The sequence below is a fragment of the Salinibacterium sp. NYA9b genome, assembly GCF_976973725.1.
In genome coordinates, this window is sequence record NZ_OZ333476.1 from 1,322,535 (window position 1) to 1,339,188 (window position 16,654).

The window sequence follows — 16,654 nt, forward strand, 5'->3', positions numbered from 1 at the left end:
GTCACACAACGGCGACGGCCCTGAACTCGCAATAACCTCGAAAGGTGAACGCTGTGGAAACCCTGACTGTGCTTCTTAGCCTCGTGGCTCTCGCCACTGTGCTTGGCCTAGTTTGGCGTGCCCGTACCGGCCGCATTAAGCACACTCGAACCGACGCCTCGACCGCCGCATCCGAAGAGAATCGCATCTCGATTCCCGGTGCCGCCCCGTTCGGCAGTCGCGTCACCCTGGTCCAATTCTCCACCGCAGCCTGCGCGATCTGCCCTACTGTCCACACTCAGCTGAGCGGTCTTGCCAGCGAGTTCGATGACGGAACCGGCGTCGTTGTTCACGTCAATGTGGATGTCACCGCGCGTCCCGAGATCGCCAACCAGTTCAACCTGTTGCAGTCTCCGACCACGTTCATCCTTGATGGCAACGGTGTGCTGCAGGCCCGCATCGGCGGAGCCCCCAAGATCAACGACGTCCGTGCCGAACTGGACCGGATGCTCGCCCCCGCGTTGGTCTAACGACCAGTTTTCGCACCCGTCCACCCCGAGACAGCGCCCGCACCCCGCGCATCACAGATAGCGACTCCCATGACTTCGAATGACACCCACGCCGCCGGAACGACGCAACTCTCCGACTCCAAAGCAGCTCTTGCAGCCAAGCCGGGCCAGGCCGGAATCGACCCGCGTGGTCCTCGCTTCGGCGCCGGCATCACGGCCGTGCTGCTGCTCACCGTGATCGGCCTCGGGCTGGATGCCGCAGCAGCCCTCCCGGCCACCCTTGCCGAGCGCGCTAGCCAGCCGGCATTCATTCTCCTGAGCCTCATCACGGCTCTGTTCGCGTGGGGCGCTTTCGCTGGCATCCAGCGTCACCCGTATGGACTCTTCTTCAAGGCCGCGATCCGTCCGCGCCTCAGCGCGCCCAGCCACCTCGAAGACCCACGCCCGCCTACGTTCTCGCAGGGTGTTGGCCTCCTCGTCACCGTAATCGGGATTGTGCTGCACCTCGCGGCTGTGCCCTACGCTCTCGTGATTTTCGCGGGGCTCGCATTCATCGCCGCGTTCCTCAACTCGGTCTTCGACTACTGCCTCGGATGCCAGCTCTACGTGCTGCTCGTGCGTGCCGGGCTGGTTGGCCGCGGTCGCTCCGCAGCGTAATTAGGGGAGCGCGAGCATCCGCTCCGCACGCCGTCCTTCCCAGTGAGAATGCCGTGACCTGGGCCGCAACTCTTCCACCGTCTGAGGCACACGATTATCGTGGCATTACAGTGGGCGGCTACCGATCACGATGGTTGCCCGATTCCTCAACGCGAGCGAAAAGGACGAAACCATGTCTGATCTCAACAGCCCAGCAGCCGCCGAAAACGGTTCAGGCCCCGACGCCCACAACATCCAAGACTGGACAGATCTTGGCAAAGAAATGTGGTCGTATCTCACCGGTCGCAGTGCTGTCATCGACTACAACTTCATCGACATGACCGTCGAAGTTCCCCGCGATGTTGGCCAGGATGCGCCCCGCGCGACCTGGAAGCTCAACGGCACCCTGCGGGTGACCACCAGCGAGGGATCCGGCTCCGAACCGACCGCCCCGTAACGATGAGTACCTCAACGAGGTTCGACATCGATCTGGCGTTCTCGCTCATCGAACCAATACTTGACGATGCGGATGCCGCGTCACCGGGCAGCGGGGAGCCAGCTTCACAGCTCGAGACAGAGAAAATGACGGGCACGATCAACGCCAACGGCATGGAAATCGACGTATTCTCGAGCAAGCCAGAGCTGTTCCTGCAGGCGCGAACAGTCAAGCTCAAGGACGTGCGTATCGCGGCTAAAGCTCTCGCCGACCGTGGGCTGACTGTCGCGCTCTCGGGACCGCTCGGGCTCATTGCTCGCGTCGGTGCTATCAAGCCCTCCGTTACTCAGCGAGTACTCACCGGCTCTCCTCATATCGCGCTGGGGAGTCGCGCTGCGATTGCACCGCTGCTGCGGCGGCGGGATTCGACTGCGTCTCCAGCATCCGAAATGCAGTTTCCGCCCAGCACGCTGCTGCCGCTGGTGCCGACGTTCGATCGGTTTGTTCGCAAACAGATCACCACGACGCACTACACGGCTGGGGCGGGGCGACCTCGACTGTTCTTCGTCGTCGGCTCCGAAAACTGGAACGGCCAAGTGCCGCGCGAGTTCGAGTTGCGATCAGAAGTCACCACTATTGGATCGTCTTCTGCCGCGGACCTGCAGCTTCCCGGCCTCGAGCCGTTCCACGCCGAAATCCGGCACGATGACGATGACGAGTACGTGCTTCACGCCATCGGTGCCGTGGGTGGCGGATCGCGCCCGCTTACGGGTCAGGATCCCGGCGCGCGCACGCTCAGAACGGGCGCGCGAATGGAAATGGGCGAGTGGCGCCTCGGGTTCTTCCGCGAAGAATACGCCGACCACGGTCGGCCGTTCGGCGGTCGCATCGGAGGAGAAATGGGACACCAGAAACCGCAACCTGGTCGGCACCGAAATGCACCGGCACCGGCACCAGCCGCGCCGCCCGAAGGGCCGGAAGTCCCGGAGACGCCCTAAACCCCGACCGTTGGACTATTGCGTGGGCTGCTCGGCGATCAGCAGCCTGCGCAATGCCGAACGCGTCGCAATCGAGACACCGAGCAGGTCGAAGACCTCGTGGGTTCGCGTGGCAGTGTCGTGAACAATGGGGAGTTTGTCGCGCATCCATTCGTCCGCTTCAGCGGGTGAGCGGATCTCTTCTGGTTCGGCGCCGGGAGCAAGCTGCTCAACGGCGGCCATTGCGTGTACGGAGGTTGCATAGTCGGCGGCGACGGCGGCGGGATCAACCCCCGCATTGCCCAGAAGGAGCGCACTGATCATCCCGGTGCGATCGCGCCCTGCGCTGCAATGCACCAGGGTTCCCGGTTGCGACGAGGCGATGGCTTCGAGAGCGCCAAGCACCAGATGGGGTTGCAGTCGCCAATTGTGGGCCCAGTATTCGGGGGAGTCGAGAATGGGGGCGCAGGTCTCCCAGAACTCCGGATCGTTCTGATCTTCAGTGGGGGCGTTGACGATTCTGATGCCATCGAGTGCCGCGTCTGAAATCACGTGATCGCCCTCGCCCGGGCCAACCTCGTGCTCGCAGCGGAGATCAACAACGGATGCCAAACCCCAGGCCCGCGCATCATCCCATCCGGCCGCGGTCAACCGCTCTCGGCGCGGTCCGCGGGCGATTCGACCCGCTGCTGTCACGCCGCTACGTGATAACGCCGTGGGAAAGCCGCCCAAATCTCGAGCATTGATATAGCCATCCCACGCAAGTGTTGTCATTTCCTCAGCATAGGGAGCAGTCGCGGTATCGGCCAGCGTGGAGCCATGGATCACGGCGAATTCGGATATTCGCGCGCCTCCACAGAAAGCTGACGGTGAGGCGCAGCTCTGCAGCGTAGCGAAACAATCGGCCGTTACCCGGGATCGGTGATTATGCTCGCGACGTGTCAACTACATCCGTCACTAACCCCGAACCCACGAAGGAGCGCACCATGTCAGTGCTCGACGAAGTTCTCTCCGCCAACGCCGCCTATGCCGAAAACTTTGGCGACAAATCCGAACTCGCTTTGCCGCCCGCTCGTGGCTTTGCGATCCTCACTTGCATGGATGCGCGCCTAGACCCCGCACAATACGCCGGCTTGAGTGAGGGCGACGCACACGTCATCCGCAATGCGGGAGGACGCGCATCCGACGACGCCATCCGGTCACTCGTGATTTCGTACAAACTCCTCGGCACGAAGGAGTGGTTCGTGATTCACCACACCAACTGCGGGATGCAGTTCTTCACCGATGACGTAATGCGGGGGCTTCTGGCCAACAGTCTTGAGACCGCTGCTCTGGGCGATGCCGGATTCGAAGACGTGGGCACCGGTCCCGGCTCGGCCGAAGCCAAATATATTGATTGGCTCACCATCGCGGACCAGGCCGAGAGCGTTCTCGAAGACGTCACCCGAATCAAAGCTCACCCTCTGGTGCCGAGCGGCATTCCGGTCTATGGCTACATTTATGATGTCTCCACGGGACAGCTCATCGAAGTACCGCAGGCAACAGCTGCTGGTGCTGCAGCCTAGAGCTGCCCAGACCCGCGCGGTGTCGGCGACGGTCGTCGACACGTAGGCTCAACCCATGGCTATCTCCCGCTTCGAAGAGCTCGACTTTCAAGAGACCCCGATGGGGGAACTCAACCTGCGACGCCGACGTGAGCCAACGCTCGATGTTGACGTGTATGAGGTCAAGCTCGGTGAGGAATACCTCATGTCGAGCCTCTTCACTGTGGCCGAAATCGCGCTTTCCGATCTTGGGCTTGCGGCGGCTAACGGAGACGCATTGCGCGTCGTCAATGGAGGACTCGGTCTCGGCTACACGGCCGTCGCGGCTCTGGCCGACTCGCGAGTGGCGTCACTCGAAGTGATCGATGCTCTGCCGGCCGTGATCGATTGGCACAATCGTGGCCTGCTCCCGGTATCCGCAGAACTTACCGGCGACAGCCGCACCACTCTCACCCACGCCGACTTCTTCGCCGTGATGCGCGCCGAGCCGACCGAGCCATACGACGTGATCCTTCTGGATGTCGACCACTCACCCCGGCACCAGCTCGACCCCAGCCACGCCGACCTCTATACCGTTGCTGGTCTTCGTCGCGTGCGTGCTCATCTCACTGACGGCGGAGTCTTTGCTCTGTGGTCGGATGACCCGAGTGACGATCAATTCATGGAGCGCCTCGGCCAGGTGTTCGAGAACCCGATCGCGCATGCGGTCGACTTTGACAATGCGCTCACCGGTGGGGTCTCATCCAACACCGTGTACGTCGCGACGAAACGCGCCTAGTTAAGGCCCGGTCGTAGGAGCGAGTTCTTCTATCCACTCGGCGATCGGGTCGTCGTTCGCGTGGAGTGCTGCGTGCTCGCTCGCTGAGAGCGGAGGGAACGGAGGCGCGATCACATCCGAATCCCCTTCACACGGTGGTTCAACCGCCACAGCGGGAAGTTGCGGGGTGTTCTTAGAGCGAGCGTTAGCTTTTTTACACATTCGGGATCCTCGGGTCGTGCGTCGTTAACAGAGAGGTGCGCACAACCAGGGGGTTGCGCGCACCTCGTTCAGTTCATCGTTCTCTGGGGGGAGGGCTGATGAACTGCTTCAGCTAGCTCTGCAAACTATTGGTGTTAGACCCGACCACCGGTGAGCTTGCGAGCGAGGAAGACGATGACGGCGATGACAGCCAGCACAATTCCGACCCAGAGGAGGAAGTTGAGCGACTGCACGAGTCCGCCGGTGAGGAGCAGGGCAACGGCGATAATTGCGACGATGATGAGAAGGGTGTTCATGATGTGCCTTTCGGGAAGAACTAGTGGGGGAGACTGCAGGGAACGGTAACGGCTATTCCGAAACCGCGTCTTTCACGTTTTCGCCGGCCTTCTTCAGGTCGGCCTTTGCTTGGTCGGCACGGCCTTCGGCTTCGAGCTTTTCGTTATCGGTGACCTTGCCGGCCGCCTCTTTTGCCTTGCCGGTGAAGTCTTCGGCGGCGTTCTCGACCTTGTCTGATGCGCTCATGAGAGTTCCTATTCGTGTGGGGGAGTGGGGGTTGGCGTGGCGTGCCTGCCAGCGCTGGCGTAGAGCGGCAGGCACGCCACAGGCTGAGAATATTCTGGGCGGTACCTGCATGACTTCACCCTTAGGGGTGAAGTTTCCCCACGGCCAGGCAGCGACACTTATCGTTGACACATGAATGCTCTGCATGTTGCCCTCGTCAACGATTACGAGGTGGTGGCCCGTGGTGTCGTCGGGATGCTGCGGTCGTACACCAACCGCATCCGTGTCGTAGAGCTCGACCTCAATAAACAGGTGGATGAGCGCGTTGACATCGCCCTGTACGACACCTTTGCGGGCACTCAAGGTGACCGAGCCGTAGTGCATCAGCTTGCCGCAAATTCTTCGATCGGCGCGGTCGTTGTGTACTCGTGGAACTTAGACCCGGCACACATCGCGGCGGTGCTGCGCAATGGTGCCGACGGCTACGTGTCGAAGGGCTTGCCCGCATCCAAACTTGTGGCGGCTCTTGAAGCTATCCACCTAGGCAGTGAACGCGTGCATCTTGGCGGCCCCAACATTCCCACTGTCCAAGCGGGAGACTGGCCCGGCCGCGAGGAAGGCCTCACCGAGCGCGAAGCAGAAGTGCTTGCCCTCATCACCCAAGGTCTCTCGAATTTGGAGATCGCCGAACGCACCCACCTTTCGATCAACTCGATCAAAACCTACATTCGCAGCTGCTACCGCGCCATCGGCGTGACGAGCCGCACCACTGCGGTGCTGTGGGGGATCGAGCACGGCTTCCGGCCCGATCGCGTCAGGATCGAGCATCCGGAACCATCTCCAGGCACCGCCGAGATCACGGTGAACGCGTGAAACGCCTTCGACTCGACGACATCAGGCTGCAGCCGGTGAAAAATACGCTGCAGCCTGTCAAAAAAACGGCGGGACGGATGCGGTCCGATATCACCCGGACCCGCATGCTGCAGGCCGCGAAAACCGGCCTTGCCGTCGCAATCGCGTGGACGATCGCGCCCTACCTACCGGGCGTGGCCGACAACTACCCCTACTACGCCCCTCTTGGCGCGATCGTTGCGATGTATCCCACGCTCATGGGGTCGATGAGGAATGCGGCGCAAACTCTGGGAAGCCTTGCCGTCGCGATCGTACTTGCGGGAGCCGTGATTATTTTCAGCTCGCCGAGCGTGCTCACGATGTCCCTCGCCGTCGGTGCTGGGGCGCTCGTCGCGGCCACGGGCTGGTTCGGCGCTAATCGCGAATACATCCCTGTCACAGTACTTTTCGTGCTCATCATTGGCGGGCCGGATGCCGACGACTACTCGCTCGGCTACCTCGAGCAGGCGACTCTCGGTATCGTCGTTGGGCTGCTCGTCAACCTTTTGATCTTTCCCGCGCTCACCCACAACGCGGTTGATCAGCAGCTCTCGAACTTTCGCGCGGTGCTCTCTGACCATCTCTCCGAAATCGCTGAGGCCCTCGCCGAGAGCTGGCCGCCGGAACGCGACGGCTGGGCGTCCGGCAAAGATTCCCTTCTCGCCGTATCTGGCGAGGTGCGCGAAGCTGTGCTGCTCGCCGACGAAAGTCGCAAAGCAAACCCGCGCGCCCGCCGGTATCGCCGCGACGTGAAAGCGGATTATGAAGATCTCGCGGCGCTAGAAAACGTGACCTTCCATGTGCGCGACATCACGGATGTGCTCACCGGCGCCGTCTGGGGAACGCCAATCAAGGTGCAGCTGCGGCCCGAATTGCGACCAGCGTTGAGCGCATCGCTGGCTGCTCTCGCAACAGCACTACGCGACTGGGATTCGGTGGAAGAACGGGAAGAGGCACACGCTCTCGCCGCCGATGCTCTTGCCGCCTTGACGGCTGAACTGGATGCCCGCAAAGCCGACGCAAACGCGACGACAATGGGCGCCTCCGCGGCAATATCCATGGACATTGCCCGCATCCTCGCGGCTCTGAACGCGCGGCTGGAACACGCTGAGCACGAACAGCAGAAACAGCAAGCCGAGCAAGCTGAGTCTGAGACGGCGGCAGAGGTGGTGGAGCCGAGCGAGCCGAGCTAGCCGAGCTAACTCAGCATGCGGCAGTCAGCACTCGGCCCTGTCCCTGCGTCTGGCTACTTCGATTCGACCTGCGGCATCCGAATCCGCAATCCGCCCGCTTTGATGCGCGTCTTGAAAGCGATAGCCCTGCCGAAGCCATCGCCGTCGAGCTCGATCTCTTCGGCCGTGCTCAGACGAACCGTCAATTGCTTCGCCTTCACGTAGCTCAGCGCTCGCACGTCCCTCGTGGTGAGGCGATTTCCACCTCTGATGCGGCGAAGCACTCCGTTCTCCCACAGCACTTTCACCAGAATTTGAACCCACCCGATGATGCCCTGAGGGCGCATCACCGCGACGTCAAAGAATCCGTTGTCGGGGGCAGCATCCGGAAGCAACAGAACGTTAGCCGTCAGTGAACCGCAATTTCCCACGATGACGGTGTGGGCGCGTGCAGACCGTGAACGCCGAGAGTCGAGACGATAGTCCAAGCGCAGTTCGCTGCTGTCGGTGAGGGCTTTCGCGATCGCACTCACGTAGGCGAGCCAGCCGATTCTTTTCTTGAGATCATCGTCGGTGTTAGCCAACATCTTGGCGTCGAGCCCCAGGCCGGCCATGACGACAAATGCGTGCTTCGAAACCTTCTCGTTCTCATCGCGGATGTCAATGAGCCCGATGTCGACTGCTCGATCGACCCCGGTGAAGGCGGTTCGAACCGCACCCTCAATGTCGTCGAGGGGAAGGCCCAGATTGCGCGCAAAGAGATTACCGGTGCCCGAGGGCATGAGAGCCAGAGCGGCGTCACTGTCGTGAATGGCTTCCGCGACAGCACGCACAGTGCCATCGCCGCCCGCAACGATCACGACATCGGCGCCAGCATCCAGAGCCTCTTTCGTTGCACCGACACCAGGATCTTCTTTGCTGGTGGCGTGGAACGTGGTCGGCGCCCAGCCCGTCTCGCTTTCGAGAGTTGCGACCGCTGCCTTAATGGCATCCAGATCAACCTTGATGGGGTTGTAGACGACGGCGGCGGAGTGCGGCGACGATGCACCTCTAGTGGACTTCGCGGTCATCGGTTTCCCTCTATCGTGTCGGGCTGCACCGCGGGGCGCAGGTGTGGCTAGGTGGTCGTCGGACAGTGTGGCTGCCGCCGCTGTGTGCCGGCCGGAGTCGACAGTGAGATGACTCTAGTCTCTTGCGGGCGCGGGAGTTCTGCGAAGGTAGGCAACCCGCCGAACAAAGTTTTAGCATTGCGTCATGGTGAACACGCATCCCGAAGTTGAAGCGGACGAACGCGCCCATCGCGTCCGTCGTCTGTGGCCGCTCATCAGTGGTCTCGCCTCCCTCGGGCTCGTAATCGCCCTGGGAGCACTCATCGTGCTGCGAGACAAGGGGATGCCCCTCGGCATCGACGAGTGGTGGATGGCCGTGCTTGCCGATTATCGAAACCCGGTGTGGCAGTCGCTGTCGCTCATGATGAACTTTCTCGGCGCGGGGATCGTGGCGAGTTTCATCGTGCCCGGCGTGATCATCATTGCTCTGCTGCTCATCAAACGCCCGTGGGCTGCCCTGTATTTCACCATAGCGACGGTGCTCACCGGCGGTTCCGTTCAGCTGCTCAAGCATCTTTTTGCGCGAACGCGCCCCGACACGATCCTCGTGACGGTGGACTTTGGTTCGTTCCCCTCTGGGCACGTCGGTAATGCCGCCGTGATGGCACTCGTGCTGGCGATCCTTTTCCCACGGGTATGGGTGTGGATCGCGGGAACGATCTACACGGTGCTCATGATGTTGAGTCGTACCTACCTGGGAGCCCACTGGCTCACCGATACGGTCGGTGCCCTCCTGCTCGGGGTGGGGGTCGCTATCGTGGTGGCCGCACCGCTTGCGGCAAAGATCGATGGTGAGCGCCGAATCCATAAAGGGAAGCGGCGCGGGCCAGAAAATAATGCCGCTGGCACCAGCGCTCGTGCTGGTACCGGGGCGTAAATACGCGAACATCGTGCACGCTCAATGCTCGCGAGGCGAGCGCGATCTACAAGCGAGCGAACCGAGCGCGAACGAAGCAATAGAGTCCGTAGGCAATGAGGCCGATCGCGATGACGATCAGCAACACCACGCCGAACGGCAACTCAGTGAGACTCGTCAGTGCGCCATCCAAGCCCGAGGACTTGCTGGGGTCGTGCGTTATAGCTGCGACCACCACAAGCACTCCTGCGACGGCGATAGCGATTCCCTTAGCGATATACCCAGAGATACCGAGCCCAATAACTGCTTTGCGGAGGGGCTCACGAGGAAGCGAGATGTCTTCGGTGAACTTCTTTGTTGCGCCCTTGTAGACGAAATACGCTCCGACACCCACGACGGCCACTCCCGCCACCATAAGCACAACAAGGCCAACGGGGTTGGCCATCAGATCAGCGCTGAGACTGCTCGTGCTGCTGGAGGAATCGCTAGAGCCGCCCAGTGCAAAAGGAATCGCCGTTGAACCCAGAGCGAAGTAGGTGAGCCCCTTAGCGGCTTCCGCACCGCGTCGTGCCCACTGACGTTTGGAATCGCCTCCCTTCATCAAGAAGGCCGAAATGAGCAGCCAGAGGCCGAGCGCAAACATGCCAATCACAACGGACCACAAGAGAAAGACACCACCCGGACTGGACGCCAGCTGGCGGAAGGCGCCCGACTGATCCGCATCCGTGCTCCCGCCACCCGTCGCGATGCCAATGGCCAAAGCGCCGATCAAGATATGAACAAGACCATTGACGGCAAAACCGAGTCGTGCGAGAACACGAAGAGCCGTGCTGTTGTGTGCGCTGCGGGCTGCGCCAGTCGCTGAAACATCATTCATGACGGACAGTGTATGCGAAGCACCTCTCGGGTTACTATCTCCTATCCCCACGACACACTCGGAAGCCGGAGCATGAACGATCCCGCATCATCTATGAACAATTCCCGTCGAGCACGACTGCATTCCAGACTCTTTAGCGAAGAGCGACTCGTGACCACTTCGACGAAGAAGCGACTGTATGTCGTCGCCGGCATTTTGGTGGCAACAGGGGCTGCAGCTCTCGGCTTTCTCTGGTGGGCAGTGTTGCAGCCCACCGTGCTTGAGCCCATGGATACCGCGATCCAGGCATGGCTCGCGTCGAACCAATCAGAGAGCCTGACTCTCCTGATGATCATCTTCACCGAGATATTTGGGCCAATCGCGCTGCCGATTATCGTGCTGGCGGTGACGCTCACGTGGGGCATCCGCGCTGAGCATTCCTGGCGACCATTCTTGCTCGCTGCTGGCACGCTTACCGGCGTCATCATTGTGCAGATCATCACTCGCGTGGTGCAGCGCGACCGCCCGCCACTTGACCTCATGCTCTACGGCCACGACATGACGTTCTCGTTTCCCTCGGGGCATGTTTTGGGCGTTGCAGACTTCTTTCTGATCCTCACGTTCCTCGTGTTTTCGCGCCGCCATGCACCGTGGATCGCCGCTCTTTCGTACGTTACGGCCGTTATCTTTGTCATCGGAACAGCGGTCAGTCGCCTCTATCTCGGCTACCACTGGACGAGTGATGTGCTTGCCTCGATGGCGTTGTCTCTCGTGATCGTGGGCACTGTGATTGTCGTCGATACTCATCGCACGGCTCGCGTTCCGGGCGCCCTCGAAACGGCGTCGCGCTAGCAGCACATACTCGTGCAGGAGCATCCCAGCAGCCAACGGCAGGATGGGTATATGACGCCCGCACCCGCACCTCGCCGCCTTCCCCGTCCCAAGCCCATCACGCCGAAAGCGGGGCAAGAGTCGGTGTGGGACTACCCGCGTCCTCCACGCGTGGAGCACATGTCGCAGCGGGTTGTGGTGCGACTGGGCGGGGAAGTGATTGCGGATACCACCGGTACTGTGCGCGTGCTGGAGACGAGTCATCCGCCCGTCTACTACTTGCCCCTCGAGTCTTTCGTAGACGGAGCGCTTCGGCCGGTGGTGGGCACAAGCTTCTGTGAGTTCAAGGGCGAAGCGCACTACTTTGACGTGGTCGCCGGGGGAGTCGTGGCCGAACGTGCGGGGTGGACTTACCCCGACCCCGCTCGAGGATTCGATGCCTTAGGGCCCCGCGTTGCGCTCTACCCGGGCCAGATGGACTCGTGCGAGATCGACGGCGAGCTAGTGACCTCCCAAGAGGGAGATTTCTACGGTGGCTGGATCACCAAGAACCTCGTCGGGCCGTTCAAGGGCGCGCCGGGCACGATGGGTTGGTAGCAGCAGAATCTGCTGCTGGGGCGAGAGTGGCGTGGCTAACTAGCTCTCGGGGCCGGTGCGAAATCTAGCCCGCTGGTCAGCTGCCTGAACGCGTCTAACGCGTGCGAGGCGAGCACGCTGGGATCCTTCATGGTGCGATCGGCTTCAGCGCTGGCTTCGAGGGCGATGCGCAGAGCGCTCGTGGCCGCTGCGGCGAGCAAGCGCAGAGTCAACGGGGTTGTACCCGCCGGCATTACGGGGGCAAGGACCAACCTGAGTTGCACCTCTGAGTCGGAGTTCACGCGGTGCCACACGTGTTGCAAAGCGGCGTCGCTGGTGGCGGCGTGAAGCAGACCAAGTGTCCAGCGCAGCCCCTCGATTTCCTCGGCATTGCGAGGGGTAAGTACGGCGGAGATCGTGTGTTCGAGGGCGGCGAGCACATTTTCGTCAGGGTCGGCTGCGGCGACGAGCGCGTGCCATTGGTCCGCGCCGATCGTCAAAAGAGGAGCTACGGCATCTTCCTTGCTGCTGAAATACCGGTAAAAGGTGCGTACGGCAACACCGGACTGCTGGGCGATCTCTTCGGCGGTCACTGCGGCCGCGCCGCGGTCCGAGAAGAGTCGCGCGGCTGTGCGAGCTATCTCAAGCTGAGTGTCGCGCTTGCGACGCTCCGTGAGGCTGAGAGGTTCTGCATTCATATAGAGGAGCGTACGCGCTGAATGGTGAACTGCATCAACTGTCACTATGGCACATTGTGCCACTTTGCCGTACCGTGGGGCCAACACCCACCTAGAAAGGCACCCAATGAACAGGTTCTCCGGACGTCGCGCCATTGTCACCGGCGCAGGCTCAGGCATCGGCCAAGCCACCGTGCTTCGACTCCTCGCCGAGGGCGGCGACGTCGTTGCCGCCGACGTGAGCGAAGCGGGATTGGCAGATACGGTCAGCAAAGCGGGCGAAGCTGGAGCGCGCCTTTCCACCGTCGTAGTGAACATTGCCGACGAGGAGTCGGTGAAATCCGCTGTCGCAACTGCTCTAGGCACGCTGGGTGGACTTGATGTTCTCGTCAATGCTGCTGGCATCCTGCGCTCGTCGCACACCCACTCGACGTCCCTTGAACTCTTTCAGCAGGTACTCAACGTCAACTTGGTCGGTACCTTCCTCATGATTCGGGAGGCCATTCCCGCGCTGCTCGAGGGCAACGGATCCGCGGTCGTAAATTTCAGCTCGACCTCGGCGGCTTTTGGTCACCCCTACATGTCCGCGTACGCCGCGAGCAAGGGGGGCGTTCAGTCGATGACGCACGCGCTTGCCGCTGAGTACGCGAAGCAGGGAATCCGGTTCACTGCCGTTCAGCCCGGATCGATCTCTTCAGGAATGACCGAAGGCGTCGGCGAGAGCAAGCAGAGCATGGGGCCTGGTATTCCTGAAGACGCCGATTACTCGCTGTTCATGAAGATGACCCCAGCGATCAAGGAAGGGTACGCGGGGCCCGAAGCCGTTGCCGGAGTCGTCGCCATGCTCGCTAGTGAAGATGGCGCATTTGTGACCGGCACCGAGATTCGTATCGACGGCGGCGCCCACCAGTAACTGTCGAAGGGGCGTGCACCGGCGCATCCGCTGCAATGGACCGGTGGGCGCACTGCGCCCACTGAGTGCATTGCGCGCCACACACGCCGAAGGGCGCTGCAGCCGAGGGTAAACCTCCGCTGCAGCGCCCTTCAGCATTCGAGACCTAGAGCGGTCCGCGGAATGTTGCGGCAACGGGCGAGTCGTCGGGGAGGTCATCGCTTCGAACTGCCTTGACTGTGCCACCGGTTCTCAAGACGCGCGCGGCGAGCTCGTCAACGAGACCGTACGTGCTCGGGCCGGGCTCGCTGGCGAAGACAATTTGGCCGTACTCGTCGATACTGCCCTCGTCGGTCGACGCCAGATCGAACAGAAGCGTGTCAACGAGACCGGCGGCGGCGGCGTGGGAAACATCGCTCAACTGCGAACTAGAGAGTCCATTGCTCTGTTTGTTGCCGAACTTCGTGCGCCACGACGCGAGCTCGTCGGTGTGGTGTTCGGCAAGAATGGCACGGCCGCGATCCTCAAGATCGTCGATCGAGAGCGAACTGGGATTCGCGTCAATGGCTGATGAGAGCAGTCCACGATAGGTAGAGATTTCACGATAGGCGGGCTTCAGGTCGGAGGATGCGGCAAGTACCAAAGGCAACCCCGAGTTGCCCATGACGGAGAGCACCGCCTCCTGAATCAGCGAGCAGTAGCGACGAAGTTCTACCTTTGACCCCAAGGCGCCATCCGCTCGAGGAGTGTCTGCCTTGCCGTGATTGTCGGCGGTTTCAAGCGTTCTGCCGAGATCCTCGGGGAGGTCGGGCAATGCGATCTCGTCGCTCGAATCATCGGCGTTGAGGGAGAGAAGTCGCACACTGCCCAGTGTTACGGCCAGCACATAGCCGGAGTGACCGAACGTGGTTGCACGCAGCAGCGGGCCAAGATCGAATCGATCACCAACGGCAACGAGGGTGGGAAGTTCATTGCGCAGGCGGAACGACTGGGTGATCTCTGGCGAGACAAAGACAGCGACTGAACGCGCAGAAGAAGCCCAAAAACCGGTGTCGTGATCCAAGGCTCCTAGCGACTGGCCGATCGCGTCTAACTCAGCTTTTTCTACGCCAAGCACGCCGAGCTCTGCCATCGCTTCCGTGGCTGCCGAGCGGAGCGCGAGTCGCGCCGCCTCAGTGTCGCGACCGATCGGTGGCCCGCCATCGGTCGATCCTGGCGAGACATACAGCGAAACGCTTGCCTCGTTGCGTTGCTGCGAAAGTGCTACTAGGTCTTCATGAGAGGGGATGTCGATGCTCATGGGGTCACGATACTCAGAACGACTGGGAGCGCAATCAGGTCACTATGGTCGACTAGGTGAGTGCGTGTGAGAAACGGCTAGTTCTCGCCCTGAATCACCGCCGCGTGATCTCCGGCAACCGAGCACGCATCGCTCGGGCAGTACACGGTGAAGCCGTCGTAGTCCGGGTACGGGCTTCCGTCTTCTTGGTCGGATGCCAGCATCCAGAAGAGGGCACCATCCACGCCGCCGTCGCGCACTGTTGCTAACCACGTCGCGTAGGTGTCAGACCGGGTTGACCCATCCTTCACCCCGAACTCGCCCAGATACACGGGCTTGCCAAGTTCTGCTGCGGCCTCGGCGTGCTTCTCGATCCAGCCAGTGCCCCATTCTGTAGAGACCTGCCAAGTGTCGGGGTAGAGATGCATCGACATGATGTCGATGTGGCGCAGAGCTGCGAGGGCAACGGTGTCGACGCCGTTGGAACAGTTTTCGCCAAAGCCGGCGCCGTAACCAGATGCCCCAAATTGTTGATTCAGCGTCCAGGAGTCTTCGTCACCGCACAAGAATCCTTCGTCACCCACGCTGAGCAGGTGATTGCGGTCGATCGACTTCACGTAGGTGCTCATCTCATCCGCCCACTCGGTGATGGTTGAGGTGTCGCACTCTCCGTCGGCGAAGACGCCTGAACTTGCACAGCTGGGCTCATTCGCGAGTTCCCAGGCAAGGATCGTCGGGTCGTTTTTGTACTGCACGCCCGTGATCGTGTTGGTGCGATTCAGTACCGTCGATACCCAGTCTTTGTACCAGTCGCGAATGCGTTCGTCGGTGTAGAAATCGGCGTGCGAGTCGAGGCCAGCCCACTGAACGTACTGGTCCATGCCGCCGTAAGCATTCCAGTTGTTCGTGAAGGGGATGACGAGCTTGATGCCGCGTGCTTCTGCCTCGGCGATCACGATGTCAAGGTGCTCGAGTCCGGTCGCTCCCGAGTTCACGACAGGGGCACCCGCGGCCTCATCCCACACTTGGTACCAGACACCCTCGAAGTCGTGCGGTGCAACTCCCGAACCGTCGGTGTCTCCGTAGTCCTGAAACCCCCAGGTTCGGATGACGCTGAGCCCTGCCGCTTCAGCGTCGTCAAGCAGCGCGACTACCGTGCTCTCGGGCTTGTGCCCGAGATAGTAATTGTTGGCACCGGCGAACTCGAAGGTCTCGCCGTGGAGCACGAGGTCGGTGCCGTGGGCGCGGACGAAGGTTGCCGCAAACGCGGCGGATTGCACGGCCGCGATGATGCCGAAGGTCGCGGCAGCCAGCAGCGCGGTCGCAACAACGGCGGCGATGACTCGCGTGAGCGGCCGCTGGGGCCACAACTTTCTCATGCCGGTGCGCTTTCGGGCTGCCCTTGGCTGCGGCTAATGATCAGCACGAGGATGACGAGCCAGCAGCCCGACTAGCCCTGGCCCTGATTGCGACGACGCGTCACACGAGGCGGTCGACCGCCGAGAAATGACTTGCCTGAGTCAACAAGAAACTCTTGACTGAGTGCTTCGCGGCCCACGAGCATCCGGAAGCCCATTTCGTCACGGTTCGTGAGCGTCGTTTCGGAGGTGACGGTGTGCCCGCAGAGCACAACATCGATCAACACGACAATGCGATCCTCGCGGTGCCCCGACGAGCTACGTACGGTGCGGCGATCGTGGATAGCGCATTCGACGACAGCGTCGTCCTTATCGGACCTCTGCCACGGGCGGACGCGAAAACGCACCCACTCGCTGCCATCGGCGCGCACAAATTCTTCGATATCGTCGGCATGGAGGGCAGAACTCTGCGCCCCAGTATCGAGTTTGGCTTTTATCCACGGCACGCCAAGATCGGGCAAGGAAACCCACTCACGCCAGCCTGCGATCGTGTTTGAATGGGTGGGCTCTATCACCCCCTTATCTTGGCAGGTCAT

Annotated in this window: 21 protein-coding genes; 12 read left to right on the forward strand and 9 right to left on the reverse strand. The window is 61.5% G+C overall.

Annotation, left to right across the window (positions count from 1 at the left end; translation table 11 throughout):
• Positions 1 to 53 precede the first annotated feature (53 nt).
• The 4 genes from ACWFSR_RS06255 (at position 54) to ACWFSR_RS06270 (ending at position 2,558) form a co-directional block, all read left to right on the forward strand.
• Entirely contained in the window at positions 54 to 509 is a 456-nt protein-coding gene (locus ACWFSR_RS06255; RefSeq protein ID WP_197110046.1) for a TlpA family protein disulfide reductase, read from the forward strand.
• Between the two features lie 69 nt (positions 510 to 578).
• Complete coding sequence (locus ACWFSR_RS06260) at positions 579 to 1,145, forward strand: DUF4395 domain-containing protein (RefSeq protein WP_447523356.1); 567 nt, start codon at positions 579 to 581, stop codon at positions 1,143 to 1,145.
• 172 nt (positions 1,146 to 1,317) lie between these two features.
• Entirely contained in the window at positions 1,318 to 1,581 is a 264-nt protein-coding gene (locus ACWFSR_RS06265) for a hypothetical protein (RefSeq protein WP_197110045.1), read from the forward strand.
• 2 nt (positions 1,582 to 1,583) lie between these two features.
• Positions 1,584 to 2,558: a hypothetical protein gene (locus tag ACWFSR_RS06270; protein WP_447523357.1), complete on the forward strand. Its 975-nt coding sequence runs from the start codon at positions 1,584 to 1,586 to the stop codon at positions 2,556 to 2,558.
• Between the two features lie 15 nt (positions 2,559 to 2,573).
• On the opposite strand, the gene ACWFSR_RS06275 is transcribed toward ACWFSR_RS06270, so the two are convergent.
• Positions 2,574 to 3,311 carry a tyrosine-protein phosphatase gene (locus ACWFSR_RS06275; RefSeq protein ID WP_447523358.1) on the reverse strand — a complete coding sequence of 246 codons (738 nt, stop codon included), beginning with the start codon at positions 3,309 to 3,311 and terminating at the stop codon, positions 2,574 to 2,576.
• Between the two features lie 164 nt (positions 3,312 to 3,475).
• On the opposite strand from ACWFSR_RS06275, the gene ACWFSR_RS06280 reads away from it, so the two are divergent.
• Together ACWFSR_RS06280 and ACWFSR_RS06285 are read left to right on the forward strand one after the other, a co-directional pair.
• Positions 3,476 to 4,102, forward strand: a complete 627-nt coding sequence (locus tag ACWFSR_RS06280) for a beta-class carbonic anhydrase (protein ID WP_447523359.1) — start codon at positions 3,476 to 3,478, stop codon at positions 4,100 to 4,102.
• A gap of 55 nt (positions 4,103 to 4,157) precedes the next feature.
• The gene (locus ACWFSR_RS06285; protein ID WP_447523360.1) at positions 4,158 to 4,859 is read left to right on the forward strand and encodes a spermidine synthase; all 702 of its coding nucleotides are present in this window, start codon (positions 4,158 to 4,160) and stop codon (positions 4,857 to 4,859) included.
• A gap of 335 nt (positions 4,860 to 5,194) precedes the next feature.
• Here ACWFSR_RS06285 and ACWFSR_RS06290 read toward each other — a convergent pair whose 3' ends face one another.
• Positions 5,195 to 5,356, reverse strand: coding sequence for a hypothetical protein (locus ACWFSR_RS06290; RefSeq protein WP_197105445.1), 162 nt, complete (start codon positions 5,354 to 5,356; stop codon positions 5,195 to 5,197).
• Positions 5,357 to 5,408: 52 nt separating this feature from the next.
• A complete protein-coding gene (locus tag ACWFSR_RS06295) occupies positions 5,409 to 5,582 on the reverse strand; it encodes a CsbD family protein (RefSeq protein ID WP_197105446.1) in 174 nt (57 codons plus the stop codon).
• A 171-nt stretch (positions 5,583 to 5,753) separates the two neighbouring features.
• On the opposite strand from ACWFSR_RS06295, the gene ACWFSR_RS06300 reads away from it, so the two are divergent.
• Positions 5,754 to 6,434, forward strand: a complete 681-nt coding sequence (locus ACWFSR_RS06300) for a response regulator transcription factor (RefSeq protein WP_447523361.1) — start codon at positions 5,754 to 5,756, stop codon at positions 6,432 to 6,434.
• A 77-nt stretch (positions 6,435 to 6,511) separates the two neighbouring features.
• Positions 6,512 to 7,645 carry an FUSC family protein gene (locus tag ACWFSR_RS06305; protein WP_197105448.1) on the forward strand — a complete coding sequence of 378 codons (1,134 nt, stop codon included), beginning with the start codon at positions 6,512 to 6,514 and terminating at the stop codon, positions 7,643 to 7,645.
• Positions 7,646 to 7,698: 53 nt separating this feature from the next.
• Here the strand turns inward: ACWFSR_RS06305 and ACWFSR_RS06310 are convergent, their stop codons facing one another.
• A complete protein-coding gene (locus tag ACWFSR_RS06310; protein WP_447523362.1) occupies positions 7,699 to 8,694 on the reverse strand; it encodes a diacylglycerol/lipid kinase family protein in 996 nt (331 codons plus the stop codon).
• Positions 8,695 to 8,878: 184 nt separating this feature from the next.
• Between ACWFSR_RS06310 and ACWFSR_RS06315 the strand changes: the two genes are divergently transcribed.
• Positions 8,879 to 9,610 carry a phosphatase PAP2 family protein gene (locus tag ACWFSR_RS06315; protein WP_197110039.1) on the forward strand — a complete coding sequence of 244 codons (732 nt, stop codon included), beginning with the start codon at positions 8,879 to 8,881 and terminating at the stop codon, positions 9,608 to 9,610.
• 46 nt (positions 9,611 to 9,656) lie between these two features.
• On the opposite strand, the gene ACWFSR_RS06320 is transcribed toward ACWFSR_RS06315, so the two are convergent.
• Positions 9,657 to 10,466, reverse strand: a complete 810-nt coding sequence (locus tag ACWFSR_RS06320; protein ID WP_197110038.1) for a DUF1206 domain-containing protein — start codon at positions 10,464 to 10,466, stop codon at positions 9,657 to 9,659.
• A gap of 150 nt (positions 10,467 to 10,616) precedes the next feature.
• On the opposite strand from ACWFSR_RS06320, the gene ACWFSR_RS06325 reads away from it, so the two are divergent.
• Both ACWFSR_RS06325 and ACWFSR_RS06330 read left to right on the forward strand, forming a co-directional pair.
• On the forward strand, positions 10,617 to 11,297 hold the full coding sequence (locus ACWFSR_RS06325) for a phosphatase PAP2 family protein (protein WP_447523363.1): 681 nt from the start codon (positions 10,617 to 10,619) through the stop codon (positions 11,295 to 11,297).
• A 51-nt stretch (positions 11,298 to 11,348) separates the two neighbouring features.
• Positions 11,349 to 11,873: a DUF427 domain-containing protein gene (locus ACWFSR_RS06330; RefSeq protein ID WP_447523364.1), complete on the forward strand. Its 525-nt coding sequence runs from the start codon at positions 11,349 to 11,351 to the stop codon at positions 11,871 to 11,873.
• Between the two features lie 35 nt (positions 11,874 to 11,908).
• Here the strand turns inward: ACWFSR_RS06330 and ACWFSR_RS06335 are convergent, their stop codons facing one another.
• Positions 11,909 to 12,550, reverse strand: coding sequence for a TetR family transcriptional regulator (locus ACWFSR_RS06335; protein WP_447523365.1), 642 nt, complete (start codon positions 12,548 to 12,550; stop codon positions 11,909 to 11,911).
• A 106-nt stretch (positions 12,551 to 12,656) separates the two neighbouring features.
• Between ACWFSR_RS06335 and ACWFSR_RS06340 the strand changes: the two genes are divergently transcribed.
• Positions 12,657 to 13,442: an SDR family NAD(P)-dependent oxidoreductase gene (locus ACWFSR_RS06340; RefSeq protein WP_447523366.1), complete on the forward strand. Its 786-nt coding sequence runs from the start codon at positions 12,657 to 12,659 to the stop codon at positions 13,440 to 13,442.
• 145 nt (positions 13,443 to 13,587) lie between these two features.
• Here ACWFSR_RS06340 and ACWFSR_RS06345 read toward each other — a convergent pair whose 3' ends face one another.
• From ACWFSR_RS06345 to ACWFSR_RS06355, 3 genes are all read right to left on the reverse strand, one after another.
• The gene (locus tag ACWFSR_RS06345) at positions 13,588 to 14,721 is read right to left on the reverse strand and encodes a baeRF11 domain-containing protein (RefSeq protein WP_447523367.1); all 1,134 of its coding nucleotides are present in this window, start codon (positions 14,719 to 14,721) and stop codon (positions 13,588 to 13,590) included.
• A gap of 77 nt (positions 14,722 to 14,798) precedes the next feature.
• Positions 14,799 to 16,079, reverse strand: coding sequence for a glycoside hydrolase 5 family protein (locus ACWFSR_RS06350; RefSeq protein ID WP_447523368.1), 1,281 nt, complete (start codon positions 16,077 to 16,079; stop codon positions 14,799 to 14,801).
• A 71-nt stretch (positions 16,080 to 16,150) separates the two neighbouring features.
• A complete protein-coding gene (locus tag ACWFSR_RS06355; protein ID WP_197105458.1) occupies positions 16,151 to 16,654 on the reverse strand; it encodes an ATP-dependent zinc protease family protein in 504 nt (167 codons plus the stop codon).

What these genes read in the sequence shown, in the direction of transcription:
- ACWFSR_RS06330 (WP_447523364.1), top strand. Translation starts at nt 11,349, where the DNA reads ATGACGCCCGCACCCGCACCTCGCCGCCTTCCCCGTCCCAAGCCCATC.
- ACWFSR_RS06350 (WP_447523368.1), bottom strand. Translation starts at nt 16,079, where the DNA reads ATGAGAAAGTTGTGGCCCCAGCGGCCGCTCACGCGAGTCATCGCCGCC.
- ACWFSR_RS06345 (WP_447523367.1), bottom strand. Translation starts at nt 14,721, where the DNA reads ATGAGCATCGACATCCCCTCTCATGAAGACCTAGTAGCACTTTCGCAG.
- ACWFSR_RS06290 (WP_197105445.1), bottom strand. Translation starts at nt 5,356, where the DNA reads ATGAACACCCTTCTCATCATCGTCGCAATTATCGCCGTTGCCCTGCTC.
- ACWFSR_RS06340 (WP_447523366.1), top strand. Translation starts at nt 12,657, where the DNA reads ATGAACAGGTTCTCCGGACGTCGCGCCATTGTCACCGGCGCAGGCTCA.
- ACWFSR_RS06335 (WP_447523365.1), bottom strand. Translation starts at nt 12,550, where the DNA reads ATGAATGCAGAACCTCTCAGCCTCACGGAGCGTCGCAAGCGCGACACT.
- ACWFSR_RS06265 (WP_197110045.1), top strand. Translation starts at nt 1,318, where the DNA reads ATGTCTGATCTCAACAGCCCAGCAGCCGCCGAAAACGGTTCAGGCCCC.
- ACWFSR_RS06320 (WP_197110038.1), bottom strand. Translation starts at nt 10,466, where the DNA reads ATGAATGATGTTTCAGCGACTGGCGCAGCCCGCAGCGCACACAACAGC.
- ACWFSR_RS06285 (WP_447523360.1), top strand. Translation starts at nt 4,158, where the DNA reads ATGGCTATCTCCCGCTTCGAAGAGCTCGACTTTCAAGAGACCCCGATG.
- ACWFSR_RS06295 (WP_197105446.1), bottom strand. Translation starts at nt 5,582, where the DNA reads ATGAGCGCATCAGACAAGGTCGAGAACGCCGCCGAAGACTTCACCGGC.
- ACWFSR_RS06310 (WP_447523362.1), bottom strand. Translation starts at nt 8,694, where the DNA reads ATGACCGCGAAGTCCACTAGAGGTGCATCGTCGCCGCACTCCGCCGCC.
- ACWFSR_RS06305 (WP_197105448.1), top strand. Translation starts at nt 6,512, where the DNA reads ATGCGGTCCGATATCACCCGGACCCGCATGCTGCAGGCCGCGAAAACC.
- ACWFSR_RS06270 (WP_447523357.1), top strand. Translation starts at nt 1,584, where the DNA reads ATGAGTACCTCAACGAGGTTCGACATCGATCTGGCGTTCTCGCTCATC.
- ACWFSR_RS06355 (WP_197105458.1), bottom strand. Translation starts at nt 16,654, where the DNA reads ATGACCTGCCAAGATAAGGGGGTGATAGAGCCCACCCATTCAAACACG.
- ACWFSR_RS06260 (WP_447523356.1), top strand. Translation starts at nt 579, where the DNA reads ATGACTTCGAATGACACCCACGCCGCCGGAACGACGCAACTCTCCGAC.
- ACWFSR_RS06275 (WP_447523358.1), bottom strand. Translation starts at nt 3,311, where the DNA reads ATGACAACACTTGCGTGGGATGGCTATATCAATGCTCGAGATTTGGGC.
- ACWFSR_RS06315 (WP_197110039.1), top strand. Translation starts at nt 8,879, where the DNA reads ATGGTGAACACGCATCCCGAAGTTGAAGCGGACGAACGCGCCCATCGC.
- ACWFSR_RS06300 (WP_447523361.1), top strand. Translation starts at nt 5,754, where the DNA reads ATGAATGCTCTGCATGTTGCCCTCGTCAACGATTACGAGGTGGTGGCC.